The organism is Klebsiella sp. 141162, assembly GCF_050600755.1.
Lineage (GTDB): Bacteria > Pseudomonadota > Gammaproteobacteria > Enterobacterales > Enterobacteriaceae > Klebsiella > Klebsiella aerogenes.
This window is the reverse complement of sequence record NZ_JAQIRI010000005.1, coordinates 75,300-95,095: the sequence shown is the minus strand read 5'-3', so window position 1 is coordinate 95,095 and position 19,796 is coordinate 75,300. Positions and strand designations below refer to the sequence as shown.

The following is a 19,796-nucleotide window of genomic DNA, read 5'->3' as shown; positions in this document are numbered from 1 at the left end:
CAATAACAACATTCATCTGTACTCAAGACAGGAAACGACTATGAATTCTTATAGCCATAACCAGGCGACGGCGGCGGATACTGCGACCACCGCGCCTCGCTCCCGGCGGCGTATCGGGATCCTGGCGCTGCTGGCCGTCGGTACGATGATTAACTATCTCGACCGCACGGTGCTCGGTATCGCTGCGCCGAGACTGACCGCCGAGCTTGGCATTGATGCCGCTATTATGGGAATTGTTTTTTCGGCCTTTGCCTGGACCTATGCGCTGGCGCAAATTCCCGGCGGTATTTTCCTCGATCGTTTCGGCAATAAGGTGACCTATTTTCTCTCCCTGGCGCTGTGGTCGCTGTTCACTTTATTTCACGGTATGGCAATTGGCTTGAAAACGCTGTTGCTGTGTCGTTTTGGGCTTGGCGTCAGTGAAGCGCCCTGTTTTCCGGTTAACAGCAGGGTAGTGAGTACCTGGTTTCCGCAGCAGGAGCGCGCGAAGGCCACGGCGGTCTACACCGTCGGCGAATATCTCGGGCTGGCCTGTTTCTCGCCGCTGCTGTTCTGGATTATGGGCAGCTTCGGCTGGCGTGCGCTGTTTATCAGCGTCGGGGTTGTCGGCATCCTGTTCGCGCTGGTCTGGTGGCGTTGCTACCGCGAACCCCATCAGGACAGCCGCCTGAGCGACAGTGAACGCGAACATATTCTTCGCGGCGGCGGACTGGCTAGCGCGCAGCAGCAGCAAAACGCTTTTAGCTGGCCGCTGGTGCGCCAGCTGGTGGCAAAACGACAGGTGATTGGTGCCAGCGTCGGTCAATTCGCCGGTAATACCGTGCTGGTCTTCTTTCTGACCTGGTTTCCAACGTACCTGGCGACCGAGCGCCACATGGCGTGGTTGAAAGTAGGCTTCTTCGCCATCTTGCCGTTTCTCGCCGCAGCGGGTGGCGTGCTGTTTGGCGGCTGGCTCTCCGACAAGCTGTTGAAAGCCACCGGTTCGGCCAATCTGGCGCGTAAGCTGCCTATCGTCGTCGGGCTGATGATGGCCAGCAGCATTATTTCCGCCAACTGGCTGCCGAGCGACCTGGCGGTGATCCTGATGATGTCTTTTGCCTTTTTCGGTCAGGGTATGGTTGGCCTTGGCTGGACGCTAATCTCCGATATCGCGCCGCAGGGGATGGGCGGGATAACCGCCGGTATCTTTAATTTCTGCACCAATCTGGCGGGGATCCTCACGCCGCTGATTATCGGTTTTATCGTTGCCGCTTCCGGTAGTTTTTTCTACGCGCTGGTCTATATCGGCGGCGCGGCGCTGCTTGGCGTAGTGGCCTATCTGTTTATTCTTGGCGATGTCAAACGCATCGAACTTTCGCAGTAACAACAGGAGTAGGGCATGATCATTAGTGGTCATACGCGGCTGATAGCGCATCTTGGTTATCCGACCGCCAGTTTTAAAGCGCCGATGATTTATAACCCATGGCTGGCCCATTGCGAGGCGGACGTCAAAGTGGTGCCGATGGGGGTGAAGCCGGAGGATTACGCGGCGCTGGTGCCAGCGCTGTTTTCCATGACTAACATCGTCGGCGCGCTGGTCACCATGCCGCATAAAATGGCTACCTGCGGGCTGGTAGACCAACTGAGCCCGACGGCGGCAATCGCCGGCGCCTGCAACGCCATCCGCCGCGAAGCCGACGGCAGCCTGCTCGGCGATATGTTCGATGGTGCAGGCTTTGTGCTGGGGATTACGCGCAAAGGCTTTCAACCACAAGGGGCGAGGGCGCAGGTGTTCGGCTGCGGCGGCGTCGGCTCGGCGATTGCCGCATCGCTGGCGGCCGCCGGGGTCAGTACCTTGACGCTGTTCGACACCTGTGTCGCCGCCGCCGAGGCGCTGGCGCAGCGGCTGCATCAGCACTATCCGCGTCTGGAGATCGTTCTGATGCAGTGCGATCCCGCCGCGCAGGATCTGGTGGTCAACGCCACGCCGCTGGGCATGAAAGCGGCTGATCCGCTACCGCTGGATGTTTCGCGCCTGTCGCCGCGTACCTGGGTCGGCGAGGTGGTGATGAGCGTTGAATATACTCCGCTACTGCGGGCGGCGCAGGCGCTGGGGTGCCCGATTCAGCGCGGTACCGATATGCTGTTCGAGATGATCCCGGCCTATCTCGAGTTCTTCCAACTGCCGGTGGCGACGCCGGAACAGCTGCGCGAACGGGCGGAAATTCGCTACTGAATCAGCAAAAAAGGCGTTACCCTAGCGCTATATCTTCATCTTTATAGCGATTGTTGTGATGACCACTTCATTGACCCTGCTGGCGGCGGGAAGCCTGAAAAGCGCTTTCCTCCCGCTGCTGGCGCGATTTCAGCAGCTTAGCGGCATTCTGGTCGAGGCGCAGTTCGGCCCGGCTGGTCTGCTGCGCGAACGCATTGAAGGCGGCGAACGCTGCTCGCTGTTCGCCAGTGCGAATACCGAACACCCTCAGGCGCTGCTGCAGGCCGGGCTTGCGATAAACTGCTGTTCGTTTGCCGCCAACCGGCTGATGCTGACTGCGCGCCGCGCGCCTGACACCGATCGCGCTGACTGGCTGGCGTTACTTCGCGACGGGCGACTGCGGCTGGCGACCTCGACGCCGGGCTGCGATCCTTCCGGCGATTACACCTGGCAGCTTTTTGCCCGTCTTGAGGCCAGCTATCCGGGCCTCGGACGGACGTTGATGGCCCGGGCGCAGCAGCTGGTCGGCGGTCGGGCGTCGCTGACTGTACCGTCGGGCGCTACCGCAGGGGCATGGCTAATTGGCGAAGACTTTGCCGATCTGTTTATCGGCTACGCCCACTATGCGGTTCAGATGACGGAGAGCGCGCAGTTTCGCACATTACTCATTCCCGAGCCGTGGAATATTCGCTGCGAATATCAGCTGGCGGAAATTGAGGAGAGCGCCGCCGCGCGGCAGCTACGGCGCTTTATCACCGCTGAGGAAGGGCAGAATTTTCTGCGCGCGGCAGGATTTTTGACCGTTAGCGATGGATCGTAAACTGCGGCGCCAGTAACGGCACTGCGCTACCGGGATGGTCGATTTTGTGAACCGGCAGGCCGTAGGCACGCTGCAGGTTCGCTTCGCTGAGTACCGCGAACGACTCTCCCGCCAGCCATTCGCCGCCGGGCAACAGCAGCAGGGTGTGGCTGGCTATCTGCAGAGCATGAGTCGGGTCATGGGTGGTGAATACCACGGTGCGCCTCTGTCGATGAGCAAGATTGCTAATCAGCTGTAATACAACCTGTTGATTAGCCAGATCCAGCGCCGAACAGGGTTCGTCTAACAGAATATTTTGACTGGCGCCGACCAGCGCGCGGGCAATGAGCACCAACTGCTGCTGGCCGCCGGACAGAGCGCGAAACACCTGATTGGCCAATGCGGCGATCCCCAGCAGCGCCAGCGCCTGTTGAACCTCCCGCTCATCTTCCGGCCCCGGCTGCGCGAACAGATCGACGAGTCGCGCGCGGCCCATCAGCACCACATCCCGTACCCGCCAGCCAAACGCCGGGCGGAACGATTGCGGCACGATGGCGATGCCGCCTTCTACGTTAAACTGCCCGCCGAGCGGCGGCAGGACGCCGGTAAGGGTATCCAGTAGCGTACTTTTGCCGCGACCGTTGGCGCCCAGTATCGCCCAGATTTCCCCGTGACGGCACTGCATGGACAGTGGGGCGAAGAGCGGCTGACGATGGCCGTAGCGCAGGGCGTTCAGTGATAATGAAATGTTCATTGGGCCACACCGCGGCGTTGGGACTGAATCAGTAAAAGGGTAAACAGCGGTGCGCCGAGCAGGGCGGTAATAATGCCAATCGGAATCTCCGCCTGGGTTAACGTGCGCGCCAGGTCGTCCACCACCACCATAAACGCGCCGCCGAGCCAGAATGCTGTTGGCAGCAGGCGGCGGTGATCGGCGCCGACCAGCAGTCGCGCCAGATGCGGAATAACCAGCCCGACCCAGGCGATGCTGCCGCTGACCGCGACCTGGGCGGCGACCAGCACCGCGCAGCAGACCAACACTCCGCGGCGCAACTTGACCACCGAAACGCCAAGACCGCGCGCATCTTTATCCTCCAGCGCCAGCAGGTTGATACGCCAGCGCAGCTTTAGCAGGATAACGGCGGCGACGGCGACCGGCAGCGCCATGGACAGCACTTTATGCCAGTTGGCGGTGGCAAAGCTGCCGAGCAGCCAGAAAACGATATTCGGCAGGGTTTCTTCCGTATCGGCAAGGTACTGCATCAGGCTGACCAGCGCGGCAAAGAAACCGCTGAGAATAATGCCGGAAAGGATCAGCGCCAGCGTGTTTTCACGCCCCTGCAGCGTGGCGATGAGATAAACCAGCGCGAGCGCGGCGAGGCCGAAGAAGAAGGTGCAACCCATCATCGATACGATGTCGAAGCCCAGCAGGATAGCAAGCGTCCCGCCGAAGGCGGAGCCGGAGGTTACCCCGATGATATGCGGGTCGACCAGCGGGTTATGGAATACGCCCTGTAGCGTCGCGCCGCATAGCCCCAGCGAGCCGCCGGCCAGCAGCGCCATCGCTACCCTGGGAAGTCTGACTGACCAGACGATCTGCCCGGCGACGCCGCTGCCGGGCGCGCCATGGGTGAGCTCATGAAAGACCTCGTTCAGGCCGAGGTGGTATTGCCCCAGGCATAGTGAGGCGATAGCGATAAATAGCGTCGCCGCCGCCAGCCCGCCGTGCAGCAGCGCCCAGTGAAGGTTACTGCGCATTCGGCGTCCATTTCACGCGGTAGAAGCGTTGATAGTAATCCTGCGCTTTGGCATCGACATCGACGTTCCGGTAGCGGGAAGGATAGAGCTTTTTCGCCATCCACAGTTCGCCTATAGCCAACGCCTCCGGCATCGGATAGCCCCAGGCCTTGGCGTATTCCGGCATCAGCCATACGCGGTGGTTTTTCACCGCGTCTATCGCTTGCCATTGCGGGTCGTTTTCAATCTGTTTGACCACCTGCGGATAGCGGTCCTGGACGAAGATAACCTCAGGGTTCCATTGCAGAATCTGTTCCAGCGAGACCTGGCGTGCGCCCTTGACCGTGGCGGCGGCGACGTTTAGCGCTCCAGCATGCTTCATCATCAGCCCGGTATATTTGCCGGAACCGTAGGTGTTGAGATCAGGGTTGGCCATGTACACGCGCACCCGCTGGCTGTCAGGGATAGCGGCGACCGGGGCGTTAGCTTCTGCCCGCGCCGCGAAGGTGTAATCAATCAGCGCTTCGGCCTGGCTTTGGCGTTCGACCACTTCGCCAATCAGGCGGATCCCCTGTTTCAGCCCGTCGTTATAGGCCTGTTCTTCATCGGCCATCGTCGGGTTCATTTTGTTTTTCTCACCCGCCGCGTCCTGACGCAGGGATATCGCGACGACCGGAACTCCGGCGTTTTGGATCTGCTGGATCATCGCCTGCGGCGCGTAGTTAGCGACGAACACCACCTGCGGATGCAGCGCCAGCAGGCTTTCGATATTGACCTGAGTTAAATCGCCCGGCGTCGGCAGCTTTTCAATAGTGGGCATAAAGCGGACAAACTGCGGCCCGAGCTGTTTTTTCCAGCTGCTTAACACGCCAACGATATCGTCGGCGGCATTCAACTGGACCAGGAGATTAAGCGTCTGGTGCTGCAGGACAACCGCGCGGGTGATGTGATCCGGCAGCGTAACCTGGCGGCCCAGCTGGTCGGTGACGGTGCGCTCGGCAAAAGCCTGGCTGGTGAACAGGCTGGCGCAGCACAACGTCAGCGCCAAAAGTAAACGGTGTGGTGACATGGATTGACCCGGTTGGATAAGAATAATCGATGTATATTAAATTATATAGCGGTGCCGGGTGCAAATAATTACTGCGTTCCCACCTTGTTATGGCCGGCAGCGAGCTTGAGGTCCCGCCGGGAACAAAGCATCCACATCTTGCGTATCGATGGGCTTTGGCCTACGGTAAATCCACCACCAATTTATTTACGCGCCGTTATGTCTTATCCATCCCGCTTATTAAGTGATATCCCCGGTATTCGCTACGCTTTTCTTGATGTGCACGAAACCGCCGCCTTTCCGTACAGCGAAATGGCGCCGGTGAAGCTGGTGCACGGCAATGTGGTTCATCACTATCAGGGGCCGCAGGCAGAGCGGCCGCACGCCGATGCGGTGTTTACGGCCCTGCGTGGGCAAAAGGTCGGCGTCGTTACCGCCGACTGTTTACCGTTATTGATGGCCTCGCGGGATGGGCGCTATGTTTGCAGCGTGCATGCTGGCTGGCGCGGAGCGGCGAGCGGCATTATTGAAAACAGCCTGGCGCTGTTTCACCAGCATCAGGTGGCGCCAGAAGAGATAGTGGTGGTCTGCGGGCCGCATATTCACGCCTGCTGCTATGAGGTTTCGGCCGAGTTTTATCAAACGCTGTTGACCATGCCGGCGGGCGAGTTGGTACGACGCTACAGCGACGAGCTGTTTCATCAGCGCCTCGCTCCGCCAGAAGCGGGGCAAGCGCGGGCTAGCGGTAGCGATAATCTGTGGTTCGATCTCCGCGCGCTGGCGCAACGGGTGCTGCAACAGGCCGGGGTGGCGGCGGAAAATACCGAATGGCTGGGGAGCTGTACCTACTGCACGCCGCAGGCGCTAGGCTCGTACCGTCGGCGCACCCATTTTCCGGCGGCCAAAACCTTCCAGTACTCATGGATTATGCGCGAATGAGATAAAATGATGTTTGCTGATGTGTAACATCGGCGCACGCTTGCTATCTCTACGGTCCTTCAAACAAGGAGGATCGTAAAATGAAAGCTAACTCAGTTGTACTGGCCCTGACTCCGCTGCTGGCCGCCAGCGCTTTTTCCGCCCATGCAGGACCGCAAGCCCAGGCGGTATGCGGCTACAGCCACACCCTTGGCGACGACGCGATTATGATGTTCGGTATGCCAAACCAGGCGATGTGGCATGATTTCTTCGGCAATACCCACACCGATGCCGTTTCTACCTATCAAACCCTGCGCGCACAGCCGGAAACCACCTGTGATAACAAGGCCGACAGTTCTGCCTATTGGGCGCCGTCGATGAAGTTACCGGATGGACAGATAGTTACTCCGGCTTATCAGAAAACCTATTATCAGGCGACGAAAGTCGATCGCTATCCGCTACATCCTTTCCCGTCGGGGCTGGAGCTGCTGGCTGGCGACCACCACGGTTCCGCCCCAAGCTCGCGGATTACCTTCCTGTGCGCCAACGGTAAAGGCTATAGCAACAAGGCCGGTGAGGTTTGCGGCCTGCGTAAAGCGGGAGATGCGGTGCAGTTTAATATCGGTATTCAGTTCCCCAACTGCTGGGATGGCGTCAACCTGAAACCGAGCCATGACCACAGCAACGCTGCTTATGATGTCAACGGCGCCTGCCCGGCCGACTATCCGGTAAAAATCCCGACGGTCAATATGAATATCGCCTACGTACTGCCGCAGATTACGTCTCTGGACACGGCGAAAATTGAGCTGTCGATGGACCCGGTCATGAAGGACGATAAACGTGAAGAGAAGTGGGGCAGCATCTATACCGCCCATGCTGATTTCATGAACGGCTGGACGGTAGAGGGCGCGCACTTCATGACCGAACACTGTATGAATGAAGGTATGGATTGCGGTACCAACGTGCCATATAGCTTCTCGTTGGCGGAAGACAACGCGGTGGTTGAGAGCGCGCAGCCGAATGTGAACTTCGGCGCGCCCGAAGCGCTGCAAATTTCCGATAACTGGAAGAACGGCGGCCGCACCAGCAACCCGGAAACCCTCACCCTGGTGAAGTTTAAAATCCCGGCGCTGCCGAAAGATCAGGATGCGTCGCTGTTTAAATATCGCCTGCGTCTGTACGGCGGTAAGGTTGAAACTAACGGCGCGGACCAGATCTTCTTCTATCCGGCCAGTAATGACTGGAGCGCGGCGAGCGTAACCTGGAAGCATCGCCCGACCTGCAGCTACAATTCAGATGCTCAACTGTATCTCAATTCATCTCGTGAGTATCGGATGGTGGATATCGATAAAGCGGTACGTAAAGCGCTGGCGGAAGGGAAAACCGAGATCTCCTGGTACATCGGCGGCGATCGTCAGGGTAACCACTATCAGTTTGACGCCGCATCGGCGCAGAAGCAGCCGATCCTGATGCTGGTTGGTTTTAAAACCACTCCGGAAATTTAATTCACAATAAAGGTAAGTTATTCCCGGTGGCCGTGTCGCCACCGGGTTTTTAACCTACAACACCTTAAAGCCGTGGGTACCATCGCGCGCTAGCTGTTCCACGAGGCCATACTCCCAGTCGAGATAAGCCTGCATCGCCTCTGCGGTGTTATCGGTTCCTTCATATGGCCGTCGGTAGCGATCGCTGCGTGCTGTCGCCAGATGCGTCTCGCCCTGTTCCAGCGCCAGCCCGGCATTAATCCACGCCAGCGTCCCGCCGCTTAACAGCTGTATCGGCTTACCGGTCAATGCCGCGACTTCAGGCGCGGCGTAGCGGGCCAGCAGACTGCTGCCGCAGGTGACAACGTAACGTTCGGCGGGAGGAATGACTTCCAGCGCCTGACGCAGCTGCGAACGCACCAGCCACCAGGCGCCGGGGATATGCCGTGCGACATAGTTAGCGCTAGTGGTGAAATCCAGTACCACGGTGCCGGGTTCGCGCAATTGTTCCGCTAACTGCGCTGGGGTTATCTCCTCAACCACCGGCGCAGGCGGAACGCTGGCGGGCGGAACGCCGCGTTCGCTCAATTGCTCCACGCGGACATCGCGTAATACCGCCACTTCCCAGCCCATTTGCGCCAGCCAGGACGCCGCGATCGGCGCGCGTATCTCATCATCGGCGACCAGCACAATCCGCGCTCCGCGTACGCTGGCGTAATGATCGGTTTCCTGCACCAGCTGGCCGCCGGGGGCATTCACGCTGTGCGGCAGATGGCCTGCGGCATACTCCTCGGGGCTGCGAACATCAAACAGATAGGTGGTGCGGCTCGGCTGCTGTTGCCAGCGGGCTAAAGTAGGGGCATCAATGAAGGCCACGCCAGCGCGCTCGGCCAACTGCGTCACTGCAGCCACGCGTTGCGCTGAGGCGCGGAAATCGGCGTCGTAGCGCCGCTGCTGGCCGTGCTCGAGCTCCAGTCCGGCTAAGGTCCAGCCGATGGTGCCGTTGCGCAGCGCGTAAACCGGATTGGCTAAACCGGCATTACGTAGCGATTGGCTGCCGATAATGCTGCGGGTACGGCCGGCGCAATTAACGATAACCGGCGTTTGCTGCGATGGCAGCAGGCCTTCGATGCGTAACGCCAGCTCGCCGCCGGGCACGCTGATGCTGCCGGGAATATTCATCGTTTGATATTCATCAAAACGACGCGCATCGACCACCACGACCGGCTGTGGACCCTCGATTAGCGCCTTCACTTCCTCGGCGCTCAACGAGGGCGTCTGGCGCTCGCTCTCTACCAGCTCGCCGAACGCTTTGCTCGGTGAGTTAACGTCCTGAAAAAGCTCGCCGCCGCTACGCTGCCAGCCCGTCAGGCCGCCTGCCAGTAGCGCAACATCCTGATAGCCCCAGCGTTGCAGCCGCTTAACGGCCTGCTCCACGAGACCTTCGCCATTGTCGTAGAGGGTAATCGGCGTCGTCAGGCGCGGTACGCGGCGAAAAATCTCCAGCTCCAGCTTGCTCAGCGGCAAATTAGCGGCAAATAGCGGATGGTTAGTGGCAAATGCGGCCTCTTCGCGAACATCGATGAGCGCCACTTCCGCGCCATCGATCAGCGCCTGGCGCACCTCGGCTGGCTGGCGGTAATTGTAATCAGGCATATGAATTATCCTTTGAGAGATCCCAGATATTGGGCAAGTGACGGTTGGAGTAACCGGAGACGAAAGGTTTGGCGATCCCATCCGCGCTATAAACCGCACGCCTGACGCCGCCGATGTTAGCGCCATAGATGTGAATACTGATTGAGACGTGGTCCGCGAGCGCGTTACTCACCCGATGAATATCGCCATCGCGGGAAGAGACTTTTTCTACTTTGCCGGCAGAAAGCCGTTCAGCAGGACCATTGGCGATCGGTAAACCGCGTTCGTCGAGTCGATAGCGCTGATTCTCCTCCGCGCCGCGCAACATACCGATGGCCCCCCATACCCGATGGTCGTGGATCGGCGTCGATTGCCCCGGTCCCCAGACGAAGCTGACAATCGAAAAGCGTTGGCCGGAATCGACATGCAGCAAATACTGCTGATAGTGGTGGGGATGCGGCAGGGTGTACTCTTCCGGCAACCAGTCATCTTTTTGCACCAGCGAAGCCAGGCGCACGGCGACGGCGTCGAGCAGGGTGGCCTCATCGGTAAACTGGCGATGCAGGGCATCAAGGTCTTGAATGAACTGGCGTAATTTTTCCACTCGCGGTGCGGTCATGGGGATTTCCTGTGGTCGGGACTGGTCATTACGCTAGCAAAGGCGTTAATATAATTAAAATGCAATTTCCGCATATATTAATATGCAAAAATCACATTAAGGATTGTATGCGTATCGATGACATTGATGCTCTGCTGGCTACCGTGCAGTTTTCCTCTCTGAATCAGGCGGCGGAATACCTTGGCATTACCCAATCGGCGATTACCCGTCGGCTCCAGCGTCTGGAGCAAACCCTCAATGTGACGCTGCTGGAGCGCCAGACCCGGCCCCTGACGCTCACCGCCGCCGGACATCGGGTGTATGAGCAGTGCCTGAGCATCAAGCGGGAAACCAAAAAGCTGTACGGTCTGCTTGACCCGGAGGCGGAGCCGCAGGGCGTTCTGCGTCTCGGCGTGCCGCAGAGCGTGGCGGAAATCGCCCTCCAGCCGGCGCTGAGCGCGCTACGCCAGCAGTTCCCGGCCCTTGAGCCGCAGGTGACCTGCGGCTGGAGCGGGCTGCTGCAAAAACGGCTGGAGAGCGTCGAACTGGATGGCGTGCTGGCGATGGGACCACAACAGCAGCGCTTTGCTGACGGCTACAGCGGGAGACTGCTGTGCCCGCTGGATATCGTGGTCATCGCGGCGAAAAGCTGGCGACTGCACGCCGAAGCGCTGCGCGACTGTGCGCAGCGAGGCTGGATACTCAATCCCGACGGCTGCGGCCTGCGGGCCGGGCTAATCCGCGAACTGCACTCGCAGGGGCTGCGGCTGGCGCTGAACGTCGAGACCGCCGGCGCCCAGTTGCAAATCAGCCTGGTGGCGCAGGGGCTGGGGCTTGGCCTGGTGCCTCGCGCCGCGCTGGCCGCCAGCCCGTGGCGCGATGAAGTGTCCACGCTTGCGCTCGCGGATTTTCAGCCGCAAGTGCATCTGTGGCTGGTACAGGCACAGAATCTGGCTAATCTCAGCCAGCCGCTGACTTTTTTCGCCGGAAAAGTGGTCCAGCAACTTAATGCATCTGACTGATACGTATATGTTATTTTTATAAATGCTTATCTTGCATATTAAGTTATGATAAAAATGCATTTTGCTCATTAAGGGCCTGTGTATAGGGTAATGAAAACGCGCCGCCGCCGCGGCCCATTCATTACCTTACTACCAGGAGTTCTGTATGAGCATTCAGTTTCTCGGCATGATCGGCCACCGCCTGTCGTCGGAAACCATCGCCCCGGTAGGGCCGATTTTTGACCGTGATTATATTGTGCGCTTCGCGCAAACACATGAAGCCGCGGGGTTTGACCGCCTGCTGGTGGGGCACTGGTCCGATCAACCTGACGGCTTTTTGGTGACCGCGCTGGCGGGGTTGTCGACGCAAAAGATAGCTTTCCTGCTGGCGCACCGTCCCGGTTTTGTCTCGCCAACTCTCGCCGCGCGTAAATTCGCCACCCTTGAACATCTGCTTGGCGGCCGGCTGGCGGTACATATCATCAGCGGCGGCAATGACGCCGAGCAGCGCCGTGACGGCGATTATCTCGACCACGACCAGCGCTATGCGCGCACCGACGCCTTCCTCGAGACCATCCGCCAGGTCTGGACCGCCGAACAGCCGGTGGACATCGACAATGATTTTTATCAGGCGCAACAGGCCTGGTCAGCCATTCGCCCGCTGCAGAAACCGCATATTCCCCTCTATTTCGGCGGTTCATCGGAAGCGGCGATTACGGTGGCCGGTAAACACGCTAACGTCTTCGCGCTATGGGGGGAGTCGCTGGCGCAAACGGCGGAAACTATCCAGCGGGTACGGGCGGAAGCGGCAAAACATCAGCGCGAGATCGGTTTCAGCGTGTCGTTTCGGCCGATTATCGCCGATAGCGAAGCGGAAGCCTGGGAGAAGGCCGAGCATATTCTGCATGTCGCCACCGAGCGGGCGGCGCAGAGTGAGGGGGGCTTTAAAGCCAAGCCCGATAGCGTTGGCGCGCAGCGTCTGCGGGCCACGGCGGCGCAGGGTAAGGTGGTGGATAAACGCCTGTGGACCGGCATCGCGCAGCTGGTGGGCGGCGGCCACAATTCCACCGCGCTGGTCGGCACGCCGGAACAGGTTGCCGATGCGCTGCTCGACTACTACGACCTCGGCGTACGTAACTTCCTGATCCGCGGATTCGACCCGCTGAACGATGCGCAGGAGTATGGCAAAGCGCTGCTGCCAATTACCCGCGAAAAAGCCGCGCTGCGCGCCGTGGCGGAGCGCGCATCATGAGGCCTCACCCCAGCGATGACTGGGGGCGGCAGCTCGCGGAGATCCGCCATCTGATGACGGAGGAGGCGGCCAGCCATGATGCCAGCGGCGATTTTCCCCATCGCAATATTGACGTTCTGCGCCGACGCGGGTTTTTAAGCCTTGCCGTACCGCAGCAGTACGGCGGATCAGGCGCCAGTTTAGCCAAGCTGCAACAGGCCATTGCCGCCATCGCCTGGGGCGAACCGGCGACCGCGCTGATTGTCTGCATGCAGTACCTGCATCATCTGCGGCTGGCGGAAAATGTCCATTGGGCTGAGCCGCTACGCCAGCGCGTGTTTGATGATGCGCTCACAAACGGCGGGTTGATGAATAGCCTGCGCGTCGAGCCGGATCTGGGCTCTCCGGCGCGCGGCGGTCTGCCGCAAACGATAGCCAGCCGGAACAGCCGGGGCTGGCTGATTAACGGCCACAAAATTTATACCACCGGTATCGAAGGATTGAGCTGGCTGGCGCTGTGGGCGCGTAGCGACGACAATCCGCCGCTGGTCGGTAGCTGGCTGGTTCCTGCCGACAGCGAGGGCATCAGCGTAGTGAAAAGCTGGGATCACGTCGGCATGCGGGCCACCGGCAGTCACGAGGTGGTGCTGAAAAACGTACAGGTATCCGCCGGGCACGCGGTAGACGTTTGGCCTGCCGACGAGCCGCCCGCGCCGGACGCCGAACAGTTTCGTCTGTTTGCTAACCGTCATACGGCGCTACTGGCGGCGATTTACGATAGCGTGGCCCGCGCGGCGCGCGACTGGCTTGTCGCGTGGCTGGGTGCGCGGGTCCCCGGCAATCTTGGACAACCGCTTTCCAGTCTGCCGCGGGTACAGGAAAAAGTGGGGCAGATAGAGGGGCTGCTGCTGGTTAACCGCGCGCTGCTGGAGAATGCCGCGGAGCTGGGCTTTTCCGCTATTGAGGCCAATCTGGCGAAAGTCACTATCACCGATAACGCCATTCAGGCGGTCAATCTGGCGCTTGAACTCACCGGCAATCATGGTTTAAGCCGGCAAAATCCTCTGGAACGCCACTATCGCAACGTCCTGTGCGGGCGGGTACATACGCCGCAGAACGACAGCGCGTGGCAGGCGGCGGGTAAACACGCTTTTCAACAACAAGGATAATTCAGATGCGCATACCTCATTTTACCCGCATAGCCGGGGCGCTAATGCTATTGACGCTGAGCGGCTATGTTGCGGCTCAGGAAAGAATCACCCTGCGAATTGCCGATCAAAAAGGCGGCATGCGGTCGCAACTGGAAGCTGCTAACGCCTTGCAAAACCTCGCTTACGATATTAAATGGGCCGAGTTTCCTGCCGCCGCGCCGCTGGCTGAAGCGCTCAACGCCGGCGCGGTTGACGTGGGGATTATCGGCGATGCGCCGCTGCTGTTCGCGCTGGCGAACGGCGCGCCGGTAAAAGCGATTGCCGTCGATAAGAGCAACCCGGCGGGGACCGCCGTGCTGGTGCCGCCCGGCAGCGCGTTAAAAAGCGCGTCGGATCTAAAAGGTAAACGCATTGCCACCGGTAAAGGATCGATTGGCCATTTTGTGGCGCTGAAAGCGCTGGAGCAGGCGGGGATTTCGCCGAAGGATGTGCAGTGGGTATTCCTTGGCCCGGTGGATGCGAAAGTCGCGCTGCTTAACGGTTCGGTAGATGCCTGGGCAACCTGGGAGCCCTATACCACGCAGTTGGTGAAAACCGCCGAAGGGCAGATTCTGGTGAGCGGCAAAGGGCTGCTGCCGGGTAATACTTTCCTGGCCGCCACCGATAATGCGCTGAAGGATCCGCAAAAGCGCGCGGCGCTTCAGGATTATCTCACCCGACTGGCCGGCGCCGAGCGTTGGGCTTATGCCAATCTCGATAGCTATGGCAAAACGCTGGGGGAGATCATTCGCTTCCCGGCGGAGATCGCCCGCGCGCAGTTTGCCAACCGCCAGTCGCAGTGGCAGCGGCTGGACGCGCCGACGGTCGCCCAGCAGCAGTCGACGGCGGACTTTTATCTTGCCAACGGCCTCATTCGCGCAAAGCTCGATGTAACGCCGACATTTGATAACGGTTTCAGCGTGCCCGTCGCGCCGGTTCATGCGGAGGCGGCGCCATGATGACCACACGTTTTACCCGTCGTCGTTTCTTACAGTTTACCGGCGGTCTGGCGCTGGCCGGGGCGTCTGCGCCGCTATGGGCTCACGATATGGCGGAGATGGCGAGCGGCGATGAATATCCGGCGCTGCGTCTGGCGCAGCCTTACAAAATCAAGCTGGCGATCAACAAAAGCGCGGTGTGCCTGGCGCCGGTCGCCGTCGCGGAGCAGCAGAAGATTTTTAGTAAATATAATCTCGACGTTGAGTTTGTTAACTTCGGTAACTCGACGGATGTCCTGCTGGAAGCGATTGCCACCGGCAAGGCCGACGCCGGGGTCGGCATGGCGCTACGCTGGCTGAAGGCGCTGGAGCAGGGCTTTGATGTCAAGCTCACCGCCGGGACGCACGGCGGCTGCCTGAATCTGCTGACGGCCAAAAACTCGCCTTTTAGCGCGCTGGAGAGTCTGAAAGGGCAAACCATTGGCGTCACCGATATGGCCGGGCCGGATAAAAACTTCTTCGCCATCTTGCTGAAACGCCACGGTATCGACCCGATTAGCGATGTGCAGTGGAAAGTCTATCCGGCCGACCTGCTCAGCGTGGCGCTGGATAAACGCGAAATCGCCGCCATCAGCGGCAGCGAACCCTTCAGCTATCGCCTGCTGGAAACCGGCAAATATCAGCTAATCGCCAGCAATATGACCGGCGATTACGCCAACCTTAGCTGCTGCGTGCTGGGCGTCAGCGGCTCCCTTGCGCGCGATCATAAACCGGCGGCGGCCGCGCTTACCCAGGCGATTCTGGAAGCGCACAGTTATGCCGCCGCGCACCCGGAAAGCGTGGCGCAATCTTTTCTCGCCCATGCGCTAAACACTAACGAAGCGGAGGTGAGCGGCATTCTTCACGGCCAGGGGCACGGCCATCATGCGGTGGGCGAGGCTTTTGTTAAAGAGCTGACGCAGTATGCCGTGGATCTGCAGCGGGTACAGGTCATCAAACCGGGAACCGATCCTCATCAGTTTGCGGAGAGTATTTATGTCAACGTTTTCGCCTGATCGCGCGCTCGCCCGACCGGGGCCCGGCGCTCTGCTCTGGACGGAGGGCGGGTTTGCCGCCGCGCTATGGCTGCTGGGCGGCCTGTTCACGCAGGCCTGGCCCGATGCTGGTCGGCGCTGGCCGTTTAGCGAGGAGTGGGCGCTGGCGCAGTTCACTCTCGGCGGCGGCCTGCTGTTACTGACGCTGAGTTACCGTTACTGGCGCCAGCGGGGGGCGCGTTTGCAGCGTGCCGGGAAATGGCTGGCGCTGCTGCCGGTGCTCTTTGCGCTATGGGAAGGGCTGACGGCCAAAACGGCGTTGTTGCCGGTGCCGTTTTTCGCTCCGCCGCAGGCGCTGGTTGAAGTGCTGCACGATGACTGGCCGCGGCTGCTTGATAGCCTGTTGCATTCGCTGGGGCTACTCGGGCTCGGAGTGCTGCTTGGCACCAGCTGCGGGTTTATCAGCGGGCTGGCGATTGGCTGGTCTCAGCGTATTGGTTATTGGGTGCATCCGATTTTACGCCTGCTGGGGCCGGTGCCTTCCACCGCGCTGCTGCCGCTATGCCTGTTTATCTTTCCTTCAAGCTTCGGCGCCAGCGTGTTTTTGATTGCGCTCAGCACCTGGTTCCCGGTCACGGTATTGACCTGGTCCGGGGTCATCGGTATCGATAAAGCGTGGTATGACGTGGCGCGAACGCTGGGAGCCAGCCAGCGATTTCTGATCCTGCACGTGGCGATCCCCGCCGCGCTGCCGAACGTGTTTGTCGGCTTGTTTATGGGGCTTGGCGCGTCGTTTTCGGTGCTGATTGTCGCCGAAATGGTCGGCGTCAAATCCGGGATCGGTTTTTATCTACAGTGGGCGCAGGGCTGGGCGGCCTATCCGAATATGTACGCGGCGCTATTCGTGATGGCGTTGTTATGTTCCGGCCTGATTAGCGGGCTATTTATGATTCGCGATCGGCTGCTGAGCTGGCAGCGCGGAGGGATGCAATGGTAAGTGCCCAGACAATTTCGACCGGCGCGGCGGTGGCGGTAGGTCATCTTCATCATGCGTTTACGTTGGGCAAACAGACGGTGCCGGTGCTGGAAAATATCAGCCTGCAGCTGCGGCCAGGCGAGAGCGTTGCGCTGCTTGGCCCTTCAGGATGCGGTAAATCGACGCTGCTGCGCCTGCTGGCGGGGCTGGAGCCACAGCAAAGCGGGTATATTGAGATTGACGATGCGGCGATGGGCGGACCGGGGCCGGAACGGATCCTCGTTTTCCAGGACCCGACGCTTTATCCGTGGCTGACGGTGCGGCAGAACGTGCTGCTGGGGCCGCAGGCGCAGGGGAAAAAGGGGCTGGAGCCGAAGGCCGACGCGCTGATTTCGCGCATCGGGCTGCAGGCGTTCAGCGAGGCGTGGCCGCGGCAGCTTTCCGGCGGGATGGCGCAGCGTGCGGCGCTGGCGCGCGCGTTGCTCAATGAACCGCGTTTACTGCTGCTTGATGAGCCGCTGGGTAAGCTGGATTCGCTCACCCGCATCAGCATGCAGCGCGAACTGATTGCGCTATGGCAGCAGCAGGGTTATACCAGCCTGCTGGTCACTCATGATATCGAAGAAGCGCTGCTGCTATGCGAGAGAGTGCTGGTGATGTCGCCGCGGCCGGGGCGCATTATCGCTGAGTTTACGCTGCCGCTGGCGTTTCCCCGCCATCGCGACAATCCGCTGTTATTGCAGCATCGGCAGGATATTTTGCGTATCCTCGGCCAGGAAGAGGATTGGTAAGCCAGGTGCGTTGTCCGGTATTTCCCCGCAGCAGGGGTTGGGGAGAAGTAGCCCGGATAAGGCGCAGCGCGCCGCTATCCGGGGCAGGGCAAGGTTTAAAAATCCATTTTCACCGTAAACTGCACTTCACGCGGGTCGCCAATCTGGTTGCCGAGATTATTGGTGCCGATTGACGAGGTGTAATAGGTCTTATCAAACAGGTTCTTCACATTCACCTGTAGCGTTACCGGATACTGCAGCTTCATTTTGTAAGCCGCGAAGACGTCGGCCACCGCATAGCCCTGCAGATAATAATCCGCGCCGTTGGTGCCGGACCGTTTGCTGACCGCGTGGCCGCCGCCGCCAACGGTCAGGGTGTTGCTGTTATAGACGTTATGAATGTCATAGGTCAGGAACAGCGAACCGGTATGTTTTGGCACGTTCGGTAGCGGTTTACCGGCATAATCAGGATCTTCCAGCACTTTAGCATCGGTATAGCCGTAGCTGGCGATGATGCTGAGGTTATCGGTGAGCGAGCCCGCCAGATCCACCTCCACGCCGCGCGAGCGAACCTTACCCGCGGTCTTCGCCACCGTCTCGTCGCCGATACTTTCGGTATACAGCACGTTACGTTTATGAATATCAAATAATGCGATATTGGCGGTAATACCCTCTAACAGGTCGAATTTGGCGCCGACTTCGTAAGAGGTGGACTCTTCCGGCGGCAGTTCGCCGATGTAGCTGGCAATCGACGACTGCGGCATAAACGATTGAGCGACGTTAGCAAACAGCGACACGTTTGGCGTTACCTTGTAGACCAGGCCTGCCTTCGGCGTCCATTTCTCATCGCGGCTATCGGTATTGACGTTAAACGGTCGGCCTTTCCCGGCATACTGGGTGTAATACTGGTAGCGTACGCCGGCCACGGCAATCCAGTTGTCGGTCAGATACAGGGCGTCCTGCAGATAGGTTGCGTAGCTCTCCTGTTTGATACGCTGATCGCTATCGGCAGCGGAGACGGTATTACAGGTATCGAGAGTGCCGTAAACCGGATGATAAATATTAAAGCCTTTCACGTTCTTACAACGCAGCATATCGGTACGCAGCAGATCGTAATTCTCATAGGCGACGCCGGTCAGCACTTCATTATAAAAGCCGCCGATTACCACATTGCCTTGTAGATCGGCGCGGGTGGAATGCATTTTTTGCGTTGAGCCATGGGTACCGTCGACCCGGCGGGTCAGGTTGCCGGTCGCAGAATCATAGGCCATCACCCTGGCCTGATTATCGTTGTAGTGATCCTGGCTGTAGCTGTAATCAAAGCGCGCGGTCCAGGCGCTGTTAAGTCGATACTCGGCATTCAATTGGGCAATATCGGAATAACCATCGGTGATATTAAAGGCTTCATCGAAACGGGTTTTACGGTCGACGTTGACCGCGTGGCCAGTATTGAGATCGAAAATGGTGCCGCGGTCAAAAGGAGCGCTGTAATCGCGATGTGAATACGAAGCGGTAATAGTCGCGCTATCGCCAAACCAGCTCAGGGAAGGGGCGATAAAGCTGCTTTTGTTCTTGCCGAAATTACGCCAGTAATCTTCATTTTGATATTCGCCGATCAGTCGATAGGCCAGACGAGTCCCTTCTATCGGACCGGTCACGTCGAAGCTACCCGTGCCGCCGCCAAAACTGCTGGAGGTGGCGGAAACCGAACCAGAGAACTGGCGCTCGGGGCGTTTGGTGACAACGTTAATCAGTCCGCCGGGGTCGAGAATACCGTACAGCGTCGAGGCCGGGCCTTTCAGAACTTCCACCCGTTCGGTCGCGGCGTTAAAGCTGCGCGGCAGAACGGTGCGCAGGCCGTTGGTCATGATAGAACCGTCGCGATTGGCGCCAAAGCCGCGGCGGGTAAAGGCATCCTGGGTACCGCCGAGGGTATTGGTCTGCACCACGTTGGCGACGTTATACAACGCTTCATCCAACGAGGTGGCGTGCTGCTCTTCCAGCACCCGGTCGCTGACGGTATTCACCACCTGCGGAATATCCAACAGCGGCATTGAGGTCAATGTCGCCGTAGATGAACTCAGTGGCTGATAGCCGCTGGTGGCGTTCTGCTGGCGGCCCTCAGCTACCACGGTAATGGTGTCCTCGGCGTCTTTTGTATTATTTGCCGCGTTATTTTCTGCGGCCATTAATCCCGGTGAGGCTAAAAAAAGAAGCGAAAAAAGCGCGCGCCCTTGCAACGT

17 protein-coding genes and 1 pseudogene are annotated in these 19,796 nt (G+C 59.5%); 12 read left to right on the top strand and 6 right to left on the bottom strand.

From position 1 onward, the window contains the following. Positions 1 to 40: 40 nt before the first annotated feature. The 3 genes from PGR23_RS15560 to PGR23_RS15550 are packed head-to-tail and all read left to right on the top strand — an operon-like array spanning position 41 to position 3,014. A complete protein-coding gene (locus PGR23_RS15560; RefSeq protein ID WP_315710117.1) occupies positions 41 to 1,363 on the top strand; it encodes an MFS transporter in 1,323 nt (440 codons plus the stop codon). A gap of 15 nt (positions 1,364 to 1,378) precedes the next feature. Further along, the gene (locus PGR23_RS15555) at positions 1,379 to 2,215 is read left to right on the top strand and encodes a shikimate dehydrogenase family protein (RefSeq protein ID WP_047046672.1); all 837 of its coding nucleotides are present in this window, start codon (positions 1,379 to 1,381) and stop codon (positions 2,213 to 2,215) included. Between the two features lie 55 nt (positions 2,216 to 2,270). Beyond that, positions 2,271 to 3,014 carry a substrate-binding domain-containing protein gene (locus PGR23_RS15550; RefSeq protein WP_226473477.1) on the top strand — a complete coding sequence of 248 codons (744 nt, stop codon included), beginning with the start codon at positions 2,271 to 2,273 and terminating at the stop codon, positions 3,012 to 3,014. Here PGR23_RS15550 and PGR23_RS15545 read toward each other — a convergent pair. From PGR23_RS15545 to PGR23_RS15535, 3 genes are read right to left on the bottom strand one after another with little or no spacing between them, the layout of a single operon-like run. After that, the gene (locus PGR23_RS15545) at positions 2,998 to 3,747 is read right to left on the bottom strand and encodes an ABC transporter ATP-binding protein (protein WP_047046668.1); all 750 of its coding nucleotides are present in this window, start codon (positions 3,745 to 3,747) and stop codon (positions 2,998 to 3,000) included. The genes PGR23_RS15550 and PGR23_RS15545 overlap by 17 nt on opposite strands. After that, complete coding sequence (locus tag PGR23_RS15540) at positions 3,744 to 4,751, bottom strand: FecCD family ABC transporter permease (protein ID WP_047046667.1); 1,008 nt, start codon at positions 4,749 to 4,751, stop codon at positions 3,744 to 3,746. Before PGR23_RS15540 ends, PGR23_RS15545 begins: the two co-directional genes overlap by 4 nt. After that, on the bottom strand, positions 4,741 to 5,799 hold the full coding sequence (locus tag PGR23_RS15535; RefSeq protein ID WP_315710120.1) for an ABC transporter substrate-binding protein: 1,059 nt from the start codon (positions 5,797 to 5,799) through the stop codon (positions 4,741 to 4,743). The genes PGR23_RS15540 and PGR23_RS15535 overlap by 11 nt, the downstream gene beginning before the upstream one ends. A gap of 198 nt (positions 5,800 to 5,997) precedes the next feature. Between PGR23_RS15535 and PGR23_RS15530 the strand changes: the two genes are divergently transcribed. Both PGR23_RS15530 and PGR23_RS15525 read left to right on the top strand, forming a co-directional pair. Further along, positions 5,998 to 6,717, top strand: a complete 720-nt coding sequence (locus PGR23_RS15530) for a polyphenol oxidase family protein (RefSeq protein ID WP_047078791.1) — start codon at positions 5,998 to 6,000, stop codon at positions 6,715 to 6,717. Between the two features lie 80 nt (positions 6,718 to 6,797). Continuing rightward, entirely contained in the window at positions 6,798 to 8,201 is a 1,404-nt protein-coding gene (locus PGR23_RS15525; RefSeq protein ID WP_289576590.1) for a DUF7594 domain-containing protein, read from the top strand. 54 nt (positions 8,202 to 8,255) lie between these two features. Here PGR23_RS15525 and PGR23_RS15520 read toward each other — a convergent pair whose 3' ends face one another. After that, positions 8,256 to 9,836 carry a rhodanese homology domain-containing protein gene (locus PGR23_RS15520; protein WP_289576588.1) on the bottom strand — a complete coding sequence of 527 codons (1,581 nt, stop codon included), beginning with the start codon at positions 9,834 to 9,836 and terminating at the stop codon, positions 8,256 to 8,258. Beyond that, entirely contained in the window at positions 9,829 to 10,434 is a 606-nt protein-coding gene (locus PGR23_RS15515; protein ID WP_315710126.1) for a cysteine dioxygenase, read from the bottom strand. The genes PGR23_RS15520 and PGR23_RS15515 overlap by 8 nt, the downstream gene beginning before the upstream one ends. Positions 10,435 to 10,541: 107 nt before the next feature. Here PGR23_RS15515 and PGR23_RS15510 point away from each other — a divergent pair, with 107 nt between their 5' ends. From PGR23_RS15510 to PGR23_RS15480, 7 genes and pseudogenes are all read left to right on the top strand, one after another. Beyond that, positions 10,542 to 11,435 carry a LysR family transcriptional regulator gene (locus PGR23_RS15510; RefSeq protein WP_308959168.1) on the top strand — a complete coding sequence of 298 codons (894 nt, stop codon included), beginning with the start codon at positions 10,542 to 10,544 and terminating at the stop codon, positions 11,433 to 11,435. Between the two features lie 145 nt (positions 11,436 to 11,580). Continuing rightward, positions 11,581 to 12,685 (top strand): annotated as a pseudogene (locus PGR23_RS15505) (LLM class flavin-dependent oxidoreductase). Then, positions 12,663 to 13,814 carry an acyl-CoA dehydrogenase family protein gene (locus PGR23_RS15500; RefSeq protein WP_315710132.1) on the top strand — a complete coding sequence of 384 codons (1,152 nt, stop codon included), beginning with the start codon at positions 12,663 to 12,665 and terminating at the stop codon, positions 13,812 to 13,814. The pseudogene PGR23_RS15505 and the gene PGR23_RS15500 overlap by 23 nt, the downstream one beginning before the upstream one ends. A gap of 5 nt (positions 13,815 to 13,819) precedes the next feature. Then, complete coding sequence (locus PGR23_RS15495; RefSeq protein ID WP_047046645.1) at positions 13,820 to 14,794, top strand: ABC transporter substrate-binding protein; 975 nt, start codon at positions 13,820 to 13,822, stop codon at positions 14,792 to 14,794. After that, positions 14,791 to 15,828 carry an ABC transporter substrate-binding protein gene (locus PGR23_RS15490; RefSeq protein WP_045396161.1) on the top strand — a complete coding sequence of 346 codons (1,038 nt, stop codon included), beginning with the start codon at positions 14,791 to 14,793 and terminating at the stop codon, positions 15,826 to 15,828. The genes PGR23_RS15495 and PGR23_RS15490 overlap by 4 nt, the downstream gene beginning before the upstream one ends. Further along, a complete protein-coding gene (locus tag PGR23_RS15485) occupies positions 15,809 to 16,804 on the top strand; it encodes an ABC transporter permease (RefSeq protein ID WP_315710135.1) in 996 nt (331 codons plus the stop codon). Before PGR23_RS15490 ends, PGR23_RS15485 begins: the two co-directional genes overlap by 20 nt. Beyond that, positions 16,798 to 17,574: an ABC transporter ATP-binding protein gene (locus PGR23_RS15480; protein ID WP_047046636.1), complete on the top strand. Its 777-nt coding sequence runs from the start codon at positions 16,798 to 16,800 to the stop codon at positions 17,572 to 17,574. The genes PGR23_RS15485 and PGR23_RS15480 overlap by 7 nt, the downstream gene beginning before the upstream one ends. A 95-nt stretch (positions 17,575 to 17,669) precedes the next feature. On the opposite strand, the gene PGR23_RS15475 is transcribed toward PGR23_RS15480, so the two are convergent. Beyond that, positions 17,670 to 19,742 (bottom strand): TonB-dependent siderophore receptor, encoded by a 2,073-nt coding sequence (locus PGR23_RS15475; RefSeq protein ID WP_289576578.1) that lies wholly within the window; start codon positions 19,740 to 19,742, stop codon positions 17,670 to 17,672. Positions 19,743 to 19,796 lie beyond the last annotated feature (54 nt).